Raw genomic sequence first — 16,932 nt, 5'->3', positions numbered from 1 at the left:
TCGCATCCTGGGGCTGTAGTAGGTCCCAAGGGTTGGGCTGTTCGCCCATTAAAGCGGCACGCGAGCTGGGTTCAGAACGTCGTGAGACAGTTCGGTCCCTATCTGCCATGGGCGTTGGAGAATTGAGAGGATTTGCCCCTAGTACGAGAGGACCGGGGTGAACGGACCTCTGGTGTATCTGTTGTTCTGCCAAGGGCATTGCAGATTAGCTACGTCTGGATCGGATAACCGCTGAAAGCATCTAAGCGGGAAGCCGGCCTCGAGATGAATTCTCCCATCCCCTTTGAGGGAGTAAGGACCCTGGTAGACCACCAGGTTGATAGGCCGGATCTGGAAGGACAGTAATGTCTGTAGGAGACCGGTACTAATGGTCCGAGGGCTTGACGGTTTTTGTGATACCCGCTGTGTAGTTTTCAAGGGCCCCCGGGAGCCGGTTTTTCGAGGCTTTTCGGTGGTTATGGCGAGGGGGATACACCTCTTCCCTTTCCGAACAGAGTAGTTAAGCCCCTCAGCGCCGATGGTACTTGGCTCGCAAGGGCCTGGGAGAGTAGGTCGCCGCCGAAATTAGGTTGAAGCGCCCCGCACGAACGTGCGGGGCGCTTCGTCGTTCCGGGGCCCGTGCACTGACGCCGGACCGCACGCGGCGCTGGCCTCGTAGATGTAGCCTGCCGATCCGCTCCACGGCTGTCGCCGGAGCGGCCGCGGCGTCGCCCAGCGTCGCTGCCCATCGCCGTGCGCCGGCGACGGGCCACCACGCTCCGGTCAGTGGGACCCGAGGGAGGCCCACACGTCGATCTTCGTGCGAACGCGGTTGATGACGTCGTCGGTGACCTCCGTGGTCGACGACGCTCCGCCGAGGTCCGGGGTCTTGATGCCCGCGGAGGCGCCCTCGAGCACCGACTCGTAGATCGCACGCGACGCGCGATCGGCCGCCTCGACCCCGTGGATCGCCGCGCCGTAGTGCAGGACCGCGGCGTTCGCCAGGATCATCGCCATCGGGTTGGCGACGTCCTTGCCGAGCAGGGACGGCGCCGTGCCGTGCGGTGCCTCGGCCATCGCGACCCGGGGCGTGTAGTCCTCGTTGAACGAGAGGAGCGTCGACTCGGCGCCCGCGATCGACCCGAAGAGGGGGAGGACGAGGTCCGAGAGGCAGTCGCCGTCCCGGTTCAGCGCCGGGATGACCAGCGGGCCGTCCGCGTCCCCGGAGACGAGGCCGGCGTAGGTCGCGTCGATGAGGACCGGCTGGTAGCGGACGTCGGGGTTGTCGGCCGCTGCGCGGTCGAGCTCCTCCTTGAGCATGCCCTCGTAGACGGGGGAGACCGTCCACTTGGGGCCGCCATAGACCCTGCCGCGCATCTTCGTGGCGGTGCGGAAGGCGTACTCGGCGACGGCCCGGCAGGTGCCGCGGTTGATCTTCTCGGTGCGGTACGCGATCTCGTCCGTGCCGCCCTCCTCGCCCTCGCGCCACTGCTTCGCGCCGTACGCGTCGTCCACGGCCATCCGGACGACCGAGATCGGGAAGTGGATGCCGGCGGCGGGCGTCACGCCCGGGATGCGACGACCGGTGCGGATGATGACCTTGCCGTCGACCTCCTCGCGGAGGATGCGGTTGGGCGAGCCGACGTCGTCCTTGCCCTCCGGCGTGACCGTCGCCGCCTTGACGCCGAGGCCGCTCTCGCGCATGGCCCTGGCGGCGTCGTGGACGATCTGGTTGCCCGTCTCCCGCCGCTTGGCGAGCGACAGGTCGTAGCGGTCCAACACCACCTCGAATCCGAGCACCTCGGGGTCGAAGACCCGCACCGACTGGTCGAGCAGCTCCTGACCGGTCTCGTCGCCTTCGAGGATGGTGATCGTGAGCGTGTCGGTCATGTCCTCCGAGGGTATCGACCGTCCCGCCGCATGCCGGTCCGACGGGTGGCGGAAACCTCCTGATCACATTCGGCCCGGAGGCGGGCCGGAGGGGGCGCGCCAAGTCCGGGTGGACCGCCACCGCGCTGCTACCCTCTCCGGCTGGTCCGTGGGCGGACGATCGCGGGCGCTCGGCCCCCGCTTGCGCCTCGACACCGGACCACCATCCCCATGGAGAAGTTCGTCATCGACGGCGGTCGGCCCCTCTCGGGCACCGTCCGCCCCGCAGGAAACAAGAACGGCGCCCTGCCGATCCTCGCCGCGTCGGTCCTGACCAGCGAGGACGTCGTCGTCCGCAACGTCCCGCGCATCCGCGACGTGGCGTCCATGATCAACCTGCTCGAGGGCCTGGGCGTGACCGTCGACTGGCTCGACGAGCACGCCGTCCGCCTGAACGCCGGGGCGCTCCGCGCGGAGGACGGGCTCCGTCGCGAGGACGCGGAGCGGATTCGCGCCTCGTTCCTGCTCGCCGGCCCGCTGCTCGCCCGGTTCGGACGCTGCACCATGCCGCCGCCGGGTGGCGACGTCATCGGGCGCCGGCGTCTCGATCCGCACCTCGACGCCTTCCGGGCGCTCGGCGCCGAGCTCGAGCTCGGACGCGACATCGAGATGGTCGCGCCGAAGGGCGGGCTCGTCGCCGGCGAGATCTTCATGGACGAGCCGTCCGTGATGGCGACCGAGAACGCCCTGCTCGCCGCGGCGCTGACCCCGGGCTCCACCGTCATCGGCAACGCCGCCTGCGAGCCCCACGTCCAGGACCTCGCGCGGATGCTCGTGAGCATGGGCGCGACGATCGACGGGATCGGCTCGAACGTCCTGCGCGTCCAGGGGCAGGCCGAGCTCCAGGGCTGCGACCACACCGTCGGTCCGGATCACATCGAGATCGGCTCCTTCATGGCGCTGGCCGGCGTGACCGGCGGCGAGGTCCGGATCACGGACGTCGCCCCCGACGACCTGCGGATGATCCGCCTCGTCTTCGGCAAGCTCGGCCTGCAGTCGGAGCTCGAGGGCACCACGGTGCTCGTCCCCGGCGGCCAGGACCTCCGGACCGCCCGCGACGTGGGCGAGCACAAGATGAAGGTGCAGGACGGTCCCTGGCCGGCCTTCCCGGCCGACCTCACGTCGATCGCCGTCGCGCTCGCCACCCAGGCGACCGGCTCCGTGCTCATCCACGAGTGGATGTTCGAGAACCGCCTGGTCTTCACGGACAAGCTCGTCGGCATGGGCGCGGACATCACGCTCTGCGACCCGCACCGCGCGATCGTCTCCGGGCCCTGCGAGCTGCACGGCGAGCGCATGACGTCGCCGGACATCCGCGCCGGCATGGCGCTCCTGATCGCCGCGCTCTGCGCCGACGGGCGCAGCACGATCCACAACATCGACCAGATCGATCGCGGCTACGAGGCCATCGACGAGCGCCTGCGCTCCCTCGGCGCGCAGATCGAGCGCGTGCCCGAGGACGCCGAGGTCGCCGTCGGCTGACGGAGGACGACGCCGGTGCCCCGCCCGGGCCTCTCGGGCAGGGCCTCGTCCGTCGTCGACGGGGCGCGGGCACCCCGCCGTGCGCGCGGGCCCGTCCCCGTGCTGCCCCGGGTGGGTCGCGCCGGACGTCGGCGGGGCACGTGGCACCCGCCGACGGGCACGAACCCCGCTCCCCGGGGGCCGCGGACGGGGCGCACGTCGCGCGCGTCCGCGACCCGGGATGATCCAAGGAGATGACGCTGCCGATCCCCAGCGGCACGCGGGACGTGCTGCCAGACGAGATGCGCGAGCGCCACGGCGTTGTCGCCGCGCTCCGCGACGTGTTCACCTCCCACGGCTACGGCGAGGTCTCCACCCCGGCGGTGGAGTACGCGTCCGTGCTCGACCGCGCCGGCGTGGCCGCCTCGGCCGGCGCCGCCGATCCGCGGTTCCGCTCCGTCGACGAGCACGGCGAGACGCTCGTGCTGCGCTCCGACATGACCGTGCCGATCGCCCGGCTCGTCAGCTCCCGCTTCGCGGACGCCGAGCTGCCGATCCGCCTGAGCTACCAGGCGCACCTCTACCGCGGGATCGTGCCGGGGCGCGGGCAGTCGCGCGAGGTCCTGCAAGCCGGGATCGAGCTCGTCGGCGCCGGGGCGCCGGAGGGCACGGCGGAGGCCCTGACGGTGCTCGTCGGCGCACTGAAGGCCGTCGGTCTCGAGGACGCGCGCGTCGCCGTCGGCGATGCGTCCATCTTCCCCACGCTCCTGGCCGGCGCGGGCGTCGAGGACGATCGGCGGGCCGCCATCCTGCACGAGCTCGCGACCCGGGACCTCGTCGGGCTCGAGCGCGAGGTCCGGGCCGCCTGCGACGACGCGACCGCCGCGATGCTCCTCGACGTCGCGTCCCGCCGGGGCGGGCTCGAGGTCGTCGACGCGCTGACCGACCCGCGTGCCGTCGCGGCGACCGCCGGCGTCCGCAGCGTCGTCGAGCAGCTCGACGAGGACGTCCGCTCGCACCTGATCCTGGACCTCGGGCTGACGCTGAAGCTCGGGTACTACACCGGCGCGGTGTTCGAGGTCTACGCGCCCGGCCAAGGCCACGCCATCGGCGGCGGTGGCCGGTACGACGACCTGCTCGGCAAGTTCGGCCGGGACCTGCCCGCGGTCGGCTTCGCGCTCGACGTCGACGCGCTGCACACCGCGCTCGTCGGCAAGTCGCGCGGGTCCTGGCGCGTCGGCTGGACGACACCGACGGCGATCCCGTCCCCGGAGCCCGTGGCCGCGCCGACGGGCGGCCACGCGCCGATCCCCGGCGGCGGACCCACCGTCCACGCGCCGATCGCCGGGGGCTCGAAGGGGTCCGGCCCGAGCTCGACCGAGGTGTCGTCGTGAACCCCTTCGGACTCCGGATCGCCGTGCCGCGCGGCGTGATGATGGGCTCGACCCTCGACGCGCTGGATCGCGTCGGCGTCGACACGAGCGAGGTCCGCGACAACGACCGCAAGCTCCTGTTCGAGGAGCCGGGGATCGTCACGATGCGGCCGTCCGACGTCCCGACCTACGTCGAGAGCGGCGCCGCCGACGTCGGCGTCACCGGCAAGGACGTCCTGATGGAGCAGCGGACCCGCGACGTCGTCGAGCTCGCCGACCTCGGGTACGGCCCGTGCCGCATGGTGCTCGCGTCGATCGCCGGGGACCCGGACCCCGCCGAGGAGGCCCTGCGGCGCCTCGGCGTCATGCGGGTCGCCACGAAGTACGTGACGATCGCGACCCACTACCTCGAGTCGACCGGCCGGCAGGCCGAGATCGTCAAGGTCAACGGGTCCGTCGAGCTCGCGCCGCTGACCGGGATGGTCGACGCGATCGTCGACCTCACCGCCACCGGCACCACGCTGCGCGAGAACGGTCTCGTGATCCGCGAGGAGATCGCGACGTCCACCGCCCGCCTGATCGCGAACCCCGCGACGCACCGGCTGAAGGCCGACGCCGTCGACCGGCTGCGGGAGGCCCTGGTTGCCGGTTGAGCGGCTGACCGTCGACGACGCCGCCGGCGCCGACGCGGCGGCCGCGCGGATCCGGGCGCTCGTCCCCGGCGGCGGGCACGTCGCCGAGGGCGTCGCGACGCTGATCGCCGACGTCCGTGCCCGCGGCGACGTCGCGCTCCTCGAGCACGCCGGGCGCTTCGACCGCGTCGGCGGCGCCCCGCTCGAGCCCCTGGTCGTCCCCGACGACGAGCTCGACGCAGCCGTCGCCGCCTTGGAGCCCGAGCTGCGCGCCGCGCTCGAGCTCGCGATCGAGAACGTCGGGATCGTCGCCGCCGCGACCGTCCACGAGGACCGGGACGTGCAGCTGCCGCAGGGTCAGCGCGTCCTGGTCCGCGAGGTGCCCGTCCGGCGGGCGGCCGTCTACGTCCCGGGTGGTCGCGCGCCGTACCCGTCCACGGCGATCATGGGCGTTGTCGCCGCCCGGGCCGCCGGGGTCGACGAGGTCGTCGTCGCCAGTCCGTCCGACGACCCGGTGCTCCGCGCCGCCTGCCGGCTGGCCGGCGCCGCCCGCGTGTACCGCTTCGGTGGTGCCCACGGCGTCGCCGCGCTCGCGCTCGGCACCGAGACCGTCCCGCGCGTCGACGTCGTCGTCGGCCCCGGGAACCTGTGGGTGCAGGAGGCCAAGGCCCAGCTCTCCGGGTCGGTCGGCATCGACGGCTTCGCGGGTCCGAGCGACCTGCTCGTGCTCGCCGACGCCGCGGCCGACCCGAGGCTCGTCGCCCTCGACCTCGCCGCGCAGGCCGAGCACGGCGACGGCTCGCTCGTGGTCCTCGTCACCGACGACGAGGCGCTGCAGACCGCGGTCTGGGAGCTCCTCGCGCCGGGCATCGGCGGCAGCCTGCCGCTGGAGGGCTCGCCCGCCGCGTACGCGAGCGTGCTCGTGCCCGACCCGGAGACCGGGCTGGCCGTCGCCGACGCGTTCGCGGCCGAGCACCTCGAGATCGTCGGCCCGACCGTCGAGCCGCTCGCCGGCCGCGTCCGCAGCGCCGGCTGCGTGTTCGTCGGGGCCTCCGGCGCCACGGCCTTCGGGGACTACGTCGCGGGAAGCAACCACACGCTGCCGACCGACGGCGCCGCCCGCTACGCGTCGACGTTGTCGGCGCGGACGTTCCGACGCACGATGAACGAGGTCCACCTCGACGGCGCGACCGGGCCCCTGGCGGACGCCGGGATCCGCATCGCGGACGCCGAGGGCTTCGTGGTGCACGCGGCGTCGATGCGCGCCCGGCAGAATGGTGCGACCCGATGACCCGCACCGCGACCATCCAGCGCTCGACCGGCGAGACCCGCATCGAGCTCACGCTCGATCTCGACGGCACCGGGACCGGCACCCGGACCACCGGCGTCGGCTTCTTCGACCACCTGCTCGAGCTCCTCACGCGCCACGCGAAGGTCGACCTGCAGGTCACCGCGGAGGGCGACCTCCAGACCGGCAGCCACCACACCGTCGAGGACACGGGTCTCGTCCTGGGCCAGGCGATCACCGAGGCGCTCGGCGACCGCGTCGGCATCCGCCGGTACGGCTCCGCGACGGTGCCGATGGACGAGGCGCGCGCGACGTGCCACGTCGACCTCTCCGGCCGGCCGTTCGTCGTCTTCGAGGACCACGGCCTGCTGCCGCACGGCGTCACGGGCGGCTTCGAGCACGAGCTGCTCGAGGAGTTCGTGCGCGCCGTCGCCGCCACGTCGCGGTCCACGATCCACCTCGAGATCGAGGTGGGCCGCGGCGCCCACCACATGATCGAGGCCGGCATCAAGGCGCTCGCCCGCGCGCTGCGCGTCGCGGTGTCGATCGACCCCGACGAGCACGGCGTGCCGTCGACGAAGGGGACGCTCACCGGATGAGCGCCGCCGAGGTCGGGGCGGGCCCCTCCGCCTCCGGCGACGCGGACGACCGCGACGCGGCGCTCGCACGCCCAGACGGCGACCGCGTCCGCATCGTCGTCGTCGACTACGGCGTCGGCAACCGCCGCAGCGTCGAGAAGGCGCTGGAGCGCGCCGGGGCCGACGCGACGGTCACCGCGGATCTCGAGACCATCCGCGCCGCGGACGGCCTGGTGCTCTGCGGCGTCGGCGCGTTCCCCGAGGGCGCACGCCGACTGCGCGAGACCGGCCTCGACGCGGTCGTCCGCGACCGGGTCGCCGACGGGACGCCGCTGCTCGGCGTCTGCCTCGGCATGCAGCTCCTCTTCGACCGCTCCGACGAGCGTGGCGGGGCCGAGGGCCTCGGCCTGCTGCCGGGCCCCGTCCGGCAGCTCGAGCCCGCTCTCGGCCTGAAGCTCCCGCACATCGGCTGGAACTCCGTCACCTGGTCGGAGGGCACGACGTCGCCGCTGCGCGCCGGGCTGCCCGACGGCACGGCGTTCTACCACGTGCACTCCTTCGTCGCCCGGCCGGAGGACCCCGCCGACGTCGTCGCGCGCGGCGACTACGGCTCGCCGTTCGTGACCGCGGTCAGCCGCGGCCGCGTGCACGGCGCGCAGTTCCATCCCGAGAAGTCGTCCACGGACGGCCTGCGCGTGCTGCGCGGGTTCGCCGAGACCTGTCTGAGGTGCCCCACGTGATCCTGTACCCCGCCATCGACATCCTCGACGGCCAGGCGGTGCGCCTGGTGCGCGGGGACTTCGACGAGTCGACCGTCTACCGCGACAGCCCCCTGGAGGCCGCGCGCTCCTGGGTCGAGGCCGGCGCGCGCTTCCTCCACCTCGTCGACCTCGACGGGGCCAAGTCCGGCAAGCCCGCGCACCTCGACCAGCTCGCCGCGATCACCGAGGAGCTCGACGTCCCCGTCCAGTGGGGCGGCGGTCTGCGCGACATCGAGTCCGTGAAGGCCGCCCTGGCCGCCGGTGCGGAGCGCGTGATCCTCGGCACCGCCGCGATCACCGATCCCGACTTCCTCGACTCGGTCCTCGGCAGCCACCGCGACCGCGTGATGGTGTCGATCGACACCCGCGGCGGCAAGGTCGCCACGAAGGGCTGGCTCGAGACCACCGAGATCGACGGCGCCGAGGCGATCAAGCGCCTGCAGCAGCGCGGCGTGCGGCGGTTCGTCTACACGAACGCCGACCGCGACGGGCTCGAGACCGGCCCGGACATGGACGAGGTCCGCCGGATCTCCCAGGCCGTCCGCGGGTCGTGGATCTTCTCCGGCGGCATCGGCACCGTCGAGCACCTGCGCGAGCTCGCGAACGCGCGCCTCGTGAACCTCGGCGGGATCATCACCGGCAAGGCGCTCTACGAGAAGCGCTTCACGATCGCCGAGGGCCACGCGGCCCTGCAGGACCGCTAGACCCGCGTGCACCTCAAGCGCGTCATCCCCTGCCTCGACGTCGACGCCGGACGCGTCGTGAAGGGGACGAACTTCGTCGGCCTCCGCGACGCCGGCGATCCCGTCGAGCTCGCGGCGCGCTACGACGCGGAGGGCGCCGACGAGCTCGTCTTCCTCGACATCACCGCGACGAGCGACCAGCGCGACACGATCGTCGAGCTCGCCCGCCGTGCCGCCGACGAGGTCTTCGTGCCGTTCACGATCGGCGGCGGGATCCGGTCCGTCGACGACGCGCAGGCCGTGCTCGACGCCGGGGCCGACAAGGTCGCCGTGAACTCCGCGGCCGTCGCCCGTCCCGAGCTGCTCACCGAGCTCGCCGACCGCTTCGGCACGCAGTGCGTCGTCCTCGCGATCGACGCCAAGGGCGTCCCCGGGACGACCCGCGGGGCGGACTGGGCACCGGCCGATCTGCGCGAGGCGGACCTCGTCGAGGGCGACCCGTGGGAGGTCTTCGTCGCGGGCGGCCGCAGGCCGACCGGGCGCGGGGCCGTCGCGTGGGCGCGCGAGGGCGTCGAGCGCGGGGCGGGCGAGATCCTCCTGACCTCCATGGACGGCGACGGCACCACCTCGGGGTACGACCTGCCCCTGACCCGCGCGATCGCGGAGGCCGTCCCGGTGCCGGTCATCGCGTCCGGCGGCGCGGGCACGCTCGACCACCTCGTCGAGGCGTTGGAGTGCGGCGCCGACGCCGCGCTGGCCGCGTCGATCTTCCACTTCTCGACGTACTCCATCGCCGAGGCGAAGGCGCGGATCGCCGACGCCGGGATCGCGGTGCGGCCGGTGCGGCCGACCACGCTGTAGGCGTCCTCAGCGCTTTCCGGACCGGCGCTTCGCCGCCGCGCGGAACGAATCGACGTCCCGCGCCACCTGCCGCTTCGGCACCAGGTGGTAGATGCTCGTGTACGTGTCGAGGTACAGGCGCCGGCCGTCGGAGATGCCCGGGTCGAACGCGCCGCTGCGGTGGGCGTAGAGGAGCGCGCCGTCCTTCGCGCGACGGATGCCGAGCGACTTCTTGCCGAGGTTCGCGTACATGACCATGTCGCCGACGACGGTGATGCCGCCCGAGACCTTGCCGCCCAGGCTCTTGGTCCACCGCTGCCGGCCGGTCCGGGCGTCGTAGGCGTAGAGCGTGCCGCCGTAGGAGCCGATGAACACCGTCGGCCCGCGCCCGGCCACCGGCGCCACGGCGGGAGCCGAGTAGACGAAGCCCTTGGTCCTCCGCTGCCACGCCAGCCGGCCGGTCCGCTCGCCGATCGCCGCGACGGAGCCGTCGACGTTGCCGACGAACACGCGGCCGTACGCCACCGCGGGGGTCGAGTAGAGCCGGCCTCCGAGCGGCCGGACCCACCGCTTCCGCCCGCTGCGCAGCCAGATCGAGTGCATCTTCCCGGCGTAATCGCCGACGTAGAGCGCATCGCCGTCCCGCGCGACCGCCGCCTTCACCGCGGCACCGGCCCGGTAGCGCCAGACGACCCGCCCCGTCCGCCGTTGCAGCGCGAGCACGTCGCCGGACTCGGTGCCGAAGATCACGCGGTCGTCCGTCAGCAGGGGCGAGGACTCCGTGCGGCTCGCCAGGCGGACCTGCCACACGCGGTGCCCGTTGCGGCTGCGCAGCGCGACGACCTCGCCGCCCTTGACGAACCGGTTGCGGCGCAGGACCGTGGCGTAGACGCGTCCGTCGCCGCAGGCGGGCGCGGAGGCCGCGAGGCTGCCGACGCGCGTCGTCCACGCGACCTTCCCGGTACGGCGCTCGACGGCGCGCAGCAGCCCGTCGTTGCGCATCGAGTAGATCCGGCGGCCGCAGAGGACGGGCGGGAACTCGAGGAGGACGCGGCCCGTCACGCCCCACCGCTCGACGAACGGCGGCCGGATCGGCTCCGGGCCCGCGAACGCGACGTACCGGGTGCGCTGCGCGTTCCCGCCGTACATCGGCCAGTCGGCGCCGTCGTCGTAGCGGTCCTCCGCGTTCTTCGGCGCCCGCTGCTTCGTGGTCGAGCCGTCGTCGCCGGAGAACTCCACGCCCGGGTTCGAGACGTCGTCCGGGCCCCGCGTCTCCAGCACCAGCAGGGCGCCGCCCCCGCCGAGCACCACGAGTACGAGGACCACGGCCCCGCCCGTGCGCGACCGGCGGCGGCGCGGGTCGGAGGGCGAACCGGCCATCAGGGTACGGTCCTTCGACGTGGCCGTCCCCACCCCTCCACCGACGACCCTCGCCGCGGCCTACGAGGCGCTCCGGGCGCTGCCCGCCGCCGCGCCCCTCCTGGCGGCCGTCCGGCCCGAGGACGACGCCTGGCTCGTGGGCGGCGCGGTCCGCGACCTGCTGCTCGGCCGCGAGCCGCAGGAGCTCGACGTCGTGGTCGTCGGACCGGTCGAGCCGCTCGCGGAGCGCCTGGGGGAGACCGTCGCGCGCCACGAGCGCTTCGGCACGGCGACCGTGCGGACGGCGACCGGGGTCCTGCACGACCTCGCCCGCGCACGCACCGAGACGTACGCCCGCCCGGGCGCCCTGCCGGACGTCGTCCCCGCGGCCACCGTCGACGAGGACCTCGTCCGCCGCGACCTCACCGTCAACGCGATCGCGCTCCGGCTCTCCGACGGCCGGTCCGCCGAGATCCCCGGCGCACGGGAGGACCTCGCCGCCGGCGTGCTGCGGGTGCTCCACGACCGCTCGTTCGTCGACGACCCCACGCGGGTCTGGCGCACCGCCCGGTACGCCGCCCGGCTGGGCTTCGCCGTGGACCCCGCGACGGCGGCGCTGGCCGCCGAGGCCGACCCGTTCGCGATCTCCGGCGCCCGGCACGGCGGCGAGCTGCGGCTGGCGCTCGGCGAGCCCGATCCGGCCGCGGTCTTCCGGACCCTCCTCGCATTGAACCCGCGCTTCCTGCCGCCCGGCTTCGACCCGGAGCCGGCCGCCCTGCCGGCCGCCCTGGAGCTGCTCCCGCCCGAAGGCCGCCCCGATCTCCTGCGCATGGCGGCGTCCACGGCGGGCGTCGACCTCCGCCACCTGCTGCCGTGGGTGGCCGACACCGGCTGGAGCACCGCCGAGGCCGACGTGATCGGCGCGGGGTCGCGGGCGAGCACCGCCGGGCCCCTCGCGCGCGCCACCACCCCGTCGGAGATCCACCGGGCCGCGTCCGGCGTGCCGGTCGAGGTCGTCGCGCTCGCGGGCGGGGACAACGCCCGGCGCTGGTTCGACGAGCTCCGGCACGTACGCCTGACGATCGGCGGGCACGACCTCCTCGCGGCCGGCGTCCCCGCGGGCCCCGCGGTCGGCGAGGGCCTGCGACGTGCGCTGGTCGCGAAGCTCGACGGCCGGCTCGACCCGGCGCTCCCCGAGCGCGACGCCGAGCTGGCCGCGGCGGGGCTCCCGCACGCGGACGCCGGCGCGGTCGCCGGGCAGGAGACCGACCGGTGAGCGCCGGACCCGAGCTGCGCCCGACGCCCGACGGCGGCCTCGCGTGCACGCTCCCCGGCGCGGAGGTGCGCTTCACGGGACGCCTCGGCGGCGAGTCGACCGGCGCCTACGCCTCCCTGAACCTCGGGAGCTGGACCCCGGACGACCCCGCGGCCGTGCGCGCGAACCGCGACCGCCTCGCCGCGCTCGCGGGCGTGAGCCGCGACCGGCTCGCGCAGCCCCGCCAGGTGCACGGGACCGACGTCCTCGTCGTCGCGGGCGACGTCGACCTGCCCGGTGCCGACCTCGGGTCCGTGCGCGAGGCCGACGGCGTCGCCACCGCGCTGCACCGGACCCCGTGCGTGGTGCTGTGCGCCGACTGCCTGCCCGTCGCGCTCGTCGCCGACGGGGCGGTGGCGACCGTCCACGCAGGCTGGCGCGGCCTCGTCGCCGGGGTTCTCGAGGAGGGCCTGCGCGCGCTCCGCGCCGCCGGTGGCCGCGGGGCGGTCACGGCCGTCGTCGGGCCGGGGGCCGGACCCTGTTGCTACGAGGTCGGTGACGAGGTCCACGCCGCGCTCGCGCCGCTCGGCCCCACCGTCCGCGCGGGCCGGAACGCCGACCTCGCCGAGGCCGCACGCATCCGGCTCCTCGCGGCGGGGACCGACCGCGTTGTGGTCGCGGGGATCTGCACCATCTGCGCCCCCGGGCGCTTCTTCTCCCACCGGCGCGACGCCGGCGACACCGGACGACAGGCGGGCATGACGTGGTCGACGTGATCCAGGACGTGGACGTCGAGGACGTCCGGCGACGGCTGGGGGAGGTCCGCGAGCGCATCGCCGCGGCCTGCGACCGCGCGGGCCGCGACCCCGACGGCGTCGACGTCCTCGTCGCGACGAAGTACGTCGCCGCCGACCAGACCGGGCGCCTCGCCGAGGCCGGCCTGACGCTCGCCGGCGAGAACCGCGCCCAGTCGCTCGTCGAGAAGGTCGGACAGCCCGGGGCGGACGGGCTGCGCTGGGAGTTCATCGGGCACCTGCAGTCCCGCAAGGTCGCCGACGTCCTCCCGCACGTCGACCGCATCCACTCGGTCTCGAGCGACAGCGTGCTGGGGCGCCTCGAGCGCCACGCCGATCTGGCCCGTCCCGGGCTCGACGTCCTGATCGAGGTCAACGTCAGCGGCGAGGACGCGAAGAGCGGGATCGCGCCCGCCGAGCTCGCGGGCGTCCTGGAGCGCTGCCCCGTCCCGGTCGCCGGCCTGATGACGATGCCGCCCCACGCGGAGCGCCCCGAGGACAGCCGCCGGTGGTTCGCCGCCCTGCGCGAGCTCGCCGGCGAGCACGGCCTCTCCGCGCTCTCCATGGGCACCACGCAGGACTTCGAGGTCGCCGTCGAGGAGGGCGCGACCGTCGTCCGGCTCGGCAGCGTCCTCGTCCGCTGACGTCACTTCGCGGAAACATTCGGGGAACCGGGGAGGAACCGGGTCGCCGTGGGAGAATCAACCGCCAGTCATGGCCTTCCGCGACGCTTGGCACAAGGTGCTCGTGTACTTCGCTCTCGCAGAGGAGCGCGATCCGTACGACGACACCTACGACGATGAACCGGAGTACGACGACCGTCGTGAACGTGCTCGTGAACCCGTGAGGGAGCCCACACCCGTGCGCAGGATCGACCGCGCCCGACGCCGGCGCGAGGAGTTCGACGACATCTTCTCCGACGACGACGGCGGATCCTCCCGCGTCGGCGGCGCCCACCTGCGCCCGGTCGGCGGCTCGTCGTCCCGCAGCGCCGCGGGCCCCGGCGGCGACGTCCGGGTCCACCTCGTCCTGCCGAAGTCGTTCAACGACGCCCAGCAGATCGCCGACCGCTTCAAGGACGGCATCCCCGTCGTCATCAACCTGCAGACGTCCGACTCGGACCTCTCCAAGCGGCTGATCGACTTCGCCAGCGGCCTGACCTACGCCATGGACGGCGGGATGCAGCGCATCGCCGACAAGGTCTTCATGCTCACGCCCGCCAACGTCTCGATCTCCGCGGAGGAACGCGCGCAGCTGATCGAGAAGGGCTTCTTCAACCAGTCCTAGGGAGTGGGCCGGGCCCCGACCCGTGCGTCTCGCGTCCGAACGGTGTCGGACTGCGGCGTGGCACGGGCCACCCGGAGGGGCGGGGGCCCCGCGGCGGCGGACCGGTACCGTTCGGGGTCGTTCATGCGCTTGGGATTCCTCGGATCGGGCAACATGGCCTCCGCGCTCGCGCGGGGCATCGGCGAGCCCGCGCTCTGCTTCGACCCGGTCGGTGACCGGGCGAGCGCGCTGGCCACCGAGCTCGGCGGCGAGGCCGTCGCCGACGCCGCCGCGCTCGCCGAGCGCGCCGACGCCGTCGTGCTCGGGCACAAGCCCGGGCAGCTCCTGGACGCCGCGCGCGACGCGTCGGGTGCCCGGGCGGTCGTCTCGATCCTCGGCGGCGTCCCGATCGCCGACCTGCGCGCCGCCTACCCGGACCGCCCCGTGGTCCGCCTGATGCCGAACACCCCCGCGGGCGTCGGCAAGGGCGTCGTGGCCGTGGCGATCGAGGCCCGCGAGCCCGGCGTCGCCGCCCCCGCCGGGGAGGACGAGCTCCGCGCCGAGCTCCTCGGCCTGCTCGCGCGCTGCGCGACGGTCGTCGAGCTCCCCGAGTCGCAGATGGCCGCCGCCACCGCCGCGTTCGGCGTGCTGCCGGCCTACGTCAGCCTGTTCGCCGAGGCGACGGTCGACGCCGCGATCCGCCACGGGATGACGCCCGACGCCGCAGGCCGCATGGTCGCCGCCGGCATCGAGGGCTCCGCCGCCCTCCTGCGCGCGCAGGACCACGACACCCTCGCCGTCCGGCGGGGCGTGACGTCGCCCGGCGGATCGACCGCCCGCGGCCTCCGCGCCCTCGACCGCGGCGGGCTCCGCGAGGCCGTCCAGGACGCCTTCGACGCCGCGGTGGCCGTCTCGTGACCCTCGTGAGCACCCTGACGCCCCTCGCCGACACCCGGTACGAGGTCGGCTCGTTCATCAGCGCGCTGATCACCGTCTACACCCTGGTGATCATCGCCCACATCCTGGTGTCGATCGTCCAGAGCGCCGGCATGCGGATCCCGTACAACACGGTCACGGCCGCGGTGATCAAGTTCCTGCACGACGCCGCGGAGCCCTTCCTCGCGTTCTTCCGGCGCTTCATCCCGCCGCTCGGGCCGTTCGACCTCTCGCCGATCGTGGCGATCCTCGTCCTGCGCATCGTGGGCGGACTGGTGGTGCGCCTTGTCCAGGGGTGAGCCCCGCGTCGTCTCCCGCGAAGAGGCCCGTGCGGGGTCGCTCGCGGTCCGCCGCGTCCTCGCCGTCGCGGTGCTCGTCCTGGTCCTCGACCAGCTGACGAAGCGCCTCGTCGTGCAGGCGATCGACCGCGGGACCCGCGAGGAGGTCCTGCCGTTCCTCGACCTCACCTATGTCCGCAACGACGGCGTCGCGTTCTCGAGCTTCAGCGACCAGCCGTGGATCGTCGGGCTGCTCGTCGTCGGGGCGCTGACCGCACTGACGTTCTGGTTCCTCCGCAACCGCACGGTCCGGCTGGCGTGGCTCGCCGCCGGGATGCTCGCCGGCGGCGCCATCGGCAACGTGCTGGACCGCGTCGTCGAGGGCGCCGTCATCGACTTCCTCAAGCCGCCGAACTGGCCCGCCTTCAACCTGGCCGACGTGGCGATCGTCGGCGGCATGATCCTGCTCGTGGTCGTCGTCGAGCTCGAGAACCGGCGCAAGACGAACACGAAGGGCCGGCGGGAGACCCGCCCCCAGCGCGGATGACCGGCACCCGGCTGACGGTGCCGCCCGAGCAGGACGGCGCCCGGCTGGACGTCGTCCTCGCCGAGGCGTGCGGATCCCGCGCCCGCGCCCAGCGGGCGATCGCGGAGGGCGGCGTCCGGATCGACGGCACGCCCGCCGATCCGGCGCAGAAGCGCCACGCGGTCCGCGCCGGCCAGGAGCTCGAGGTCGATCTCGGCACCCTCGTCACGTCGATCGGGCCGGTCCGGGAGGACGCGCCCGACGTCGACGTCCTGTGGGAGGACGAGCACCTGATGGTCGTCGACAAGCCCGCCGGGCTCGTCGTCCACCCGGGTGCCGGCTCCTACGGCCCGACCCTGGTGGACGCCGTCGCGAGCCGCATCACCTCGGCGCTCCCGCCCGGCGGCGACGCCGAGCGCCCCGGCATCGTGCACCGCCTGGACCGCGACACCTCGGGGCTGCTGGTCGTCGCCCGCACCGACGAGGCGCACCGGCTGCTGCAGGAGGCCATCCGCGAGCGGACCGTGACCCGCGAGTACCTGGCCCTCGTCGACGGCCGCCCCGACGCCCGGACGGGCACGATCGACGCGCCGATCGGCCGCGACCGCCACGTCCGGACGAAGCACTCGCTGGACACCGACACACCGCGGCGCGCCGTCACGCACTTCGTCCTCGAGGAGGCCCTGACCCGGACGTCGCTCCTGCGGGTGACCCTCGAGACCGGTCGGACGCACCAGATCCGCGTGCACCTGAAGGCCATCGGGCTGCCCGTCGCCGGCGACCCGGAGTACGGGCGCTCGGGTGGTGGGGCGGCGGGGCCGGTCGGCGAGCACCCCCTCGGGCTGGACCGGCAGTTCCTGCACGCCGCCCGGCTGTCGTTCGCGCACCCGATCACGGGCGAGCCGGTCGACGTCGCCTCGCCGCTCCCCGAGGACCTGGCCCGCGCCCTCGAGCTCGCGCGCGCCTGACGCGGCCGTCCGGCCCGGCGTCACAG

18 protein-coding genes, 1 rRNA gene and 1 other annotated feature (1 of these 20 only partly in view) are annotated in these 16,932 nt (G+C 74.1%); of the genes, 17 read left to right on the top strand and 2 right to left on the bottom strand.

Features of this window, described 5'->3' with window-relative positions; translation table 11 throughout:
* Window positions 1–376 (top strand) — a sequence feature (23S ribosomal RNA rRNA prediction is too short) (it extends 496 nt beyond the left edge of the window).
* Window positions 377–447: 71 nt separating this feature from the next.
* Window positions 448–564: ribosomal RNA gene (gene rrf, locus PATMI_RS0120340) — 5S ribosomal RNA — on the top strand.
* Window positions 565–762: 198 nt separating this feature from the next.
* On the opposite strand, the gene PATMI_RS0120335 is transcribed toward rrf, so the two are convergent.
* Window positions 763–1,869: an isocitrate/isopropylmalate family dehydrogenase gene (locus PATMI_RS0120335; protein ID WP_026912219.1), complete on the bottom strand. Its 1,107-nt coding sequence runs from the start codon at window positions 1,867–1,869 to the stop codon at window positions 763–765.
* A 210-nt stretch (window positions 1,870–2,079) separates the two neighbouring features.
* On the opposite strand from PATMI_RS0120335, the gene murA reads away from it, so the two are divergent.
* The 8 genes from murA to hisF all read left to right on the top strand — a co-directional run bounded on the left by murA (window position 2,080) and on the right by hisF (window position 9,545).
* A complete protein-coding gene (murA, locus tag PATMI_RS0120330; protein WP_026912218.1) occupies window positions 2,080–3,390 on the top strand; it encodes a UDP-N-acetylglucosamine 1-carboxyvinyltransferase in 1,311 nt (436 codons plus the stop codon).
* A gap of 233 nt (window positions 3,391–3,623) precedes the next feature.
* Complete coding sequence (locus tag PATMI_RS32000) at window positions 3,624–4,763, top strand: ATP phosphoribosyltransferase regulatory subunit (RefSeq protein WP_084270118.1); 1,140 nt, start codon at window positions 3,624–3,626, stop codon at window positions 4,761–4,763.
* Window positions 4,760–5,395 (top strand): ATP phosphoribosyltransferase, encoded by a 636-nt coding sequence (gene hisG, locus PATMI_RS0120320; RefSeq protein WP_026912217.1) that lies wholly within the window; start codon window positions 4,760–4,762, stop codon window positions 5,393–5,395. The genes PATMI_RS32000 and hisG overlap by 4 nt, the downstream gene beginning before the upstream one ends.
* On the top strand, window positions 5,385–6,665 hold the full coding sequence (gene hisD / locus PATMI_RS0120315; RefSeq protein ID WP_026912216.1) for a histidinol dehydrogenase: 1,281 nt from the start codon (window positions 5,385–5,387) through the stop codon (window positions 6,663–6,665). Before hisG ends, hisD begins: the two co-directional genes overlap by 11 nt.
* Window positions 6,662–7,261, top strand: coding sequence for an imidazoleglycerol-phosphate dehydratase HisB (hisB, locus tag PATMI_RS0120310; protein WP_026912215.1), 600 nt, complete (start codon window positions 6,662–6,664; stop codon window positions 7,259–7,261). Before hisD ends, hisB begins: the two co-directional genes overlap by 4 nt.
* Entirely contained in the window at window positions 7,258–7,980 is a 723-nt protein-coding gene (gene hisH, locus PATMI_RS0120305) for an imidazole glycerol phosphate synthase subunit HisH (protein ID WP_084270117.1), read from the top strand. The genes hisB and hisH overlap by 4 nt, the downstream gene beginning before the upstream one ends.
* The gene (gene hisA, locus PATMI_RS0120300) at window positions 7,977–8,705 is read left to right on the top strand and encodes a 1-(5-phosphoribosyl)-5-[(5-phosphoribosylamino)methylideneamino]imidazole-4-carboxamide isomerase (protein ID WP_026912213.1); all 729 of its coding nucleotides are present in this window, start codon (window positions 7,977–7,979) and stop codon (window positions 8,703–8,705) included. Before hisH ends, hisA begins: the two co-directional genes overlap by 4 nt.
* A gap of 6 nt (window positions 8,706–8,711) precedes the next feature.
* On the top strand, window positions 8,712–9,545 hold the full coding sequence (hisF, locus tag PATMI_RS0120295; protein ID WP_026912212.1) for an imidazole glycerol phosphate synthase subunit HisF: 834 nt from the start codon (window positions 8,712–8,714) through the stop codon (window positions 9,543–9,545).
* A 6-nt stretch (window positions 9,546–9,551) separates the two neighbouring features.
* Here the strand turns inward: hisF and PATMI_RS0120290 are convergent, their stop codons facing one another.
* The gene (locus PATMI_RS0120290) at window positions 9,552–10,904 is read right to left on the bottom strand and encodes a PQQ-binding-like beta-propeller repeat protein (protein WP_026912211.1); all 1,353 of its coding nucleotides are present in this window, start codon (window positions 10,902–10,904) and stop codon (window positions 9,552–9,554) included.
* Between the two features lie 19 nt (window positions 10,905–10,923).
* Between PATMI_RS0120290 and PATMI_RS0120285 the strand changes: the two genes are divergently transcribed.
* The 8 genes from PATMI_RS0120285 (at window position 10,924) to PATMI_RS0120250 (ending at window position 16,906) form a co-directional block, all read left to right on the top strand.
* Entirely contained in the window at window positions 10,924–12,159 is a 1,236-nt protein-coding gene (locus PATMI_RS0120285) for a tRNA nucleotidyltransferase/poly(A) polymerase family protein (RefSeq protein ID WP_169738403.1), read from the top strand.
* Window positions 12,156–12,914, top strand: coding sequence for a purine nucleoside phosphorylase YfiH/LACC1 family protein (locus tag PATMI_RS0120280; RefSeq protein ID WP_026912209.1), 759 nt, complete (start codon window positions 12,156–12,158; stop codon window positions 12,912–12,914). The genes PATMI_RS0120285 and PATMI_RS0120280 overlap by 4 nt, the downstream gene beginning before the upstream one ends.
* Window positions 12,911–13,576 carry a YggS family pyridoxal phosphate-dependent enzyme gene (locus PATMI_RS0120275; protein ID WP_245604232.1) on the top strand — a complete coding sequence of 222 codons (666 nt, stop codon included), beginning with the start codon at window positions 12,911–12,913 and terminating at the stop codon, window positions 13,574–13,576. Before PATMI_RS0120280 ends, PATMI_RS0120275 begins: the two co-directional genes overlap by 4 nt.
* A gap of 70 nt (window positions 13,577–13,646) precedes the next feature.
* Complete coding sequence (locus PATMI_RS0120270; protein ID WP_026912207.1) at window positions 13,647–14,219, top strand: cell division protein SepF; 573 nt, start codon at window positions 13,647–13,649, stop codon at window positions 14,217–14,219.
* Between the two features lie 123 nt (window positions 14,220–14,342).
* Window positions 14,343–15,116 (top strand): pyrroline-5-carboxylate reductase family protein, encoded by a 774-nt coding sequence (locus PATMI_RS31995; protein ID WP_051472089.1) that lies wholly within the window; start codon window positions 14,343–14,345, stop codon window positions 15,114–15,116.
* A gap of 5 nt (window positions 15,117–15,121) precedes the next feature.
* A complete protein-coding gene (locus PATMI_RS0120260; RefSeq protein WP_245604231.1) occupies window positions 15,122–15,433 on the top strand; it encodes a YggT family protein in 312 nt (103 codons plus the stop codon).
* Entirely contained in the window at window positions 15,420–15,959 is a 540-nt protein-coding gene (gene lspA, locus PATMI_RS31990) for a signal peptidase II (RefSeq protein WP_051472087.1), read from the top strand. Before PATMI_RS0120260 ends, lspA begins: the two co-directional genes overlap by 14 nt.
* Window positions 15,956–16,906: an RluA family pseudouridine synthase gene (locus tag PATMI_RS0120250; protein WP_026912205.1), complete on the top strand. Its 951-nt coding sequence runs from the start codon at window positions 15,956–15,958 to the stop codon at window positions 16,904–16,906. The genes lspA and PATMI_RS0120250 overlap by 4 nt, the downstream gene beginning before the upstream one ends.
* The last annotated feature ends 26 nt before the right edge of the window (window positions 16,907–16,932 follow it).

Source organism: Patulibacter minatonensis DSM 18081 (assembly GCF_000519325.1).
Taxonomy (GTDB): domain Bacteria; phylum Actinomycetota; class Thermoleophilia; order Solirubrobacterales; family Solirubrobacteraceae; genus Patulibacter; species Patulibacter minatonensis.
Note: the sequence above shows the minus strand (reverse complement) of the source record. Positions and strands in the feature narration are given on the sequence as shown.

What these genes read in the sequence shown, in the direction of transcription:
- PATMI_RS0120335 (WP_026912219.1), bottom strand. Translation starts at nt 1,869, where the DNA reads ATGACCGACACGCTCACGATCACCATCCTCGAAGGCGACGAGACCGGT.
- murA (WP_026912218.1), top strand. Translation starts at nt 2,080, where the DNA reads ATGGAGAAGTTCGTCATCGACGGCGGTCGGCCCCTCTCGGGCACCGTC.
- PATMI_RS32000 (WP_084270118.1), top strand. Translation starts at nt 3,624, where the DNA reads ATGACGCTGCCGATCCCCAGCGGCACGCGGGACGTGCTGCCAGACGAG.
- hisB (WP_026912215.1), top strand. Translation starts at nt 6,662, where the DNA reads ATGACCCGCACCGCGACCATCCAGCGCTCGACCGGCGAGACCCGCATC.
- hisH (WP_084270117.1), top strand. Translation starts at nt 7,258, where the DNA reads ATGAGCGCCGCCGAGGTCGGGGCGGGCCCCTCCGCCTCCGGCGACGCG.
- PATMI_RS0120290 (WP_026912211.1), bottom strand. Translation starts at nt 10,904, where the DNA reads ATGGCCGGTTCGCCCTCCGACCCGCGCCGCCGCCGGTCGCGCACGGGC.
- PATMI_RS0120270 (WP_026912207.1), top strand. Translation starts at nt 13,647, where the DNA reads ATGGCCTTCCGCGACGCTTGGCACAAGGTGCTCGTGTACTTCGCTCTC.
- PATMI_RS31995 (WP_051472089.1), top strand. Translation starts at nt 14,343, where the DNA reads ATGCGCTTGGGATTCCTCGGATCGGGCAACATGGCCTCCGCGCTCGCG.
- PATMI_RS0120250 (WP_026912205.1), top strand. Translation starts at nt 15,956, where the DNA reads ATGACCGGCACCCGGCTGACGGTGCCGCCCGAGCAGGACGGCGCCCGG.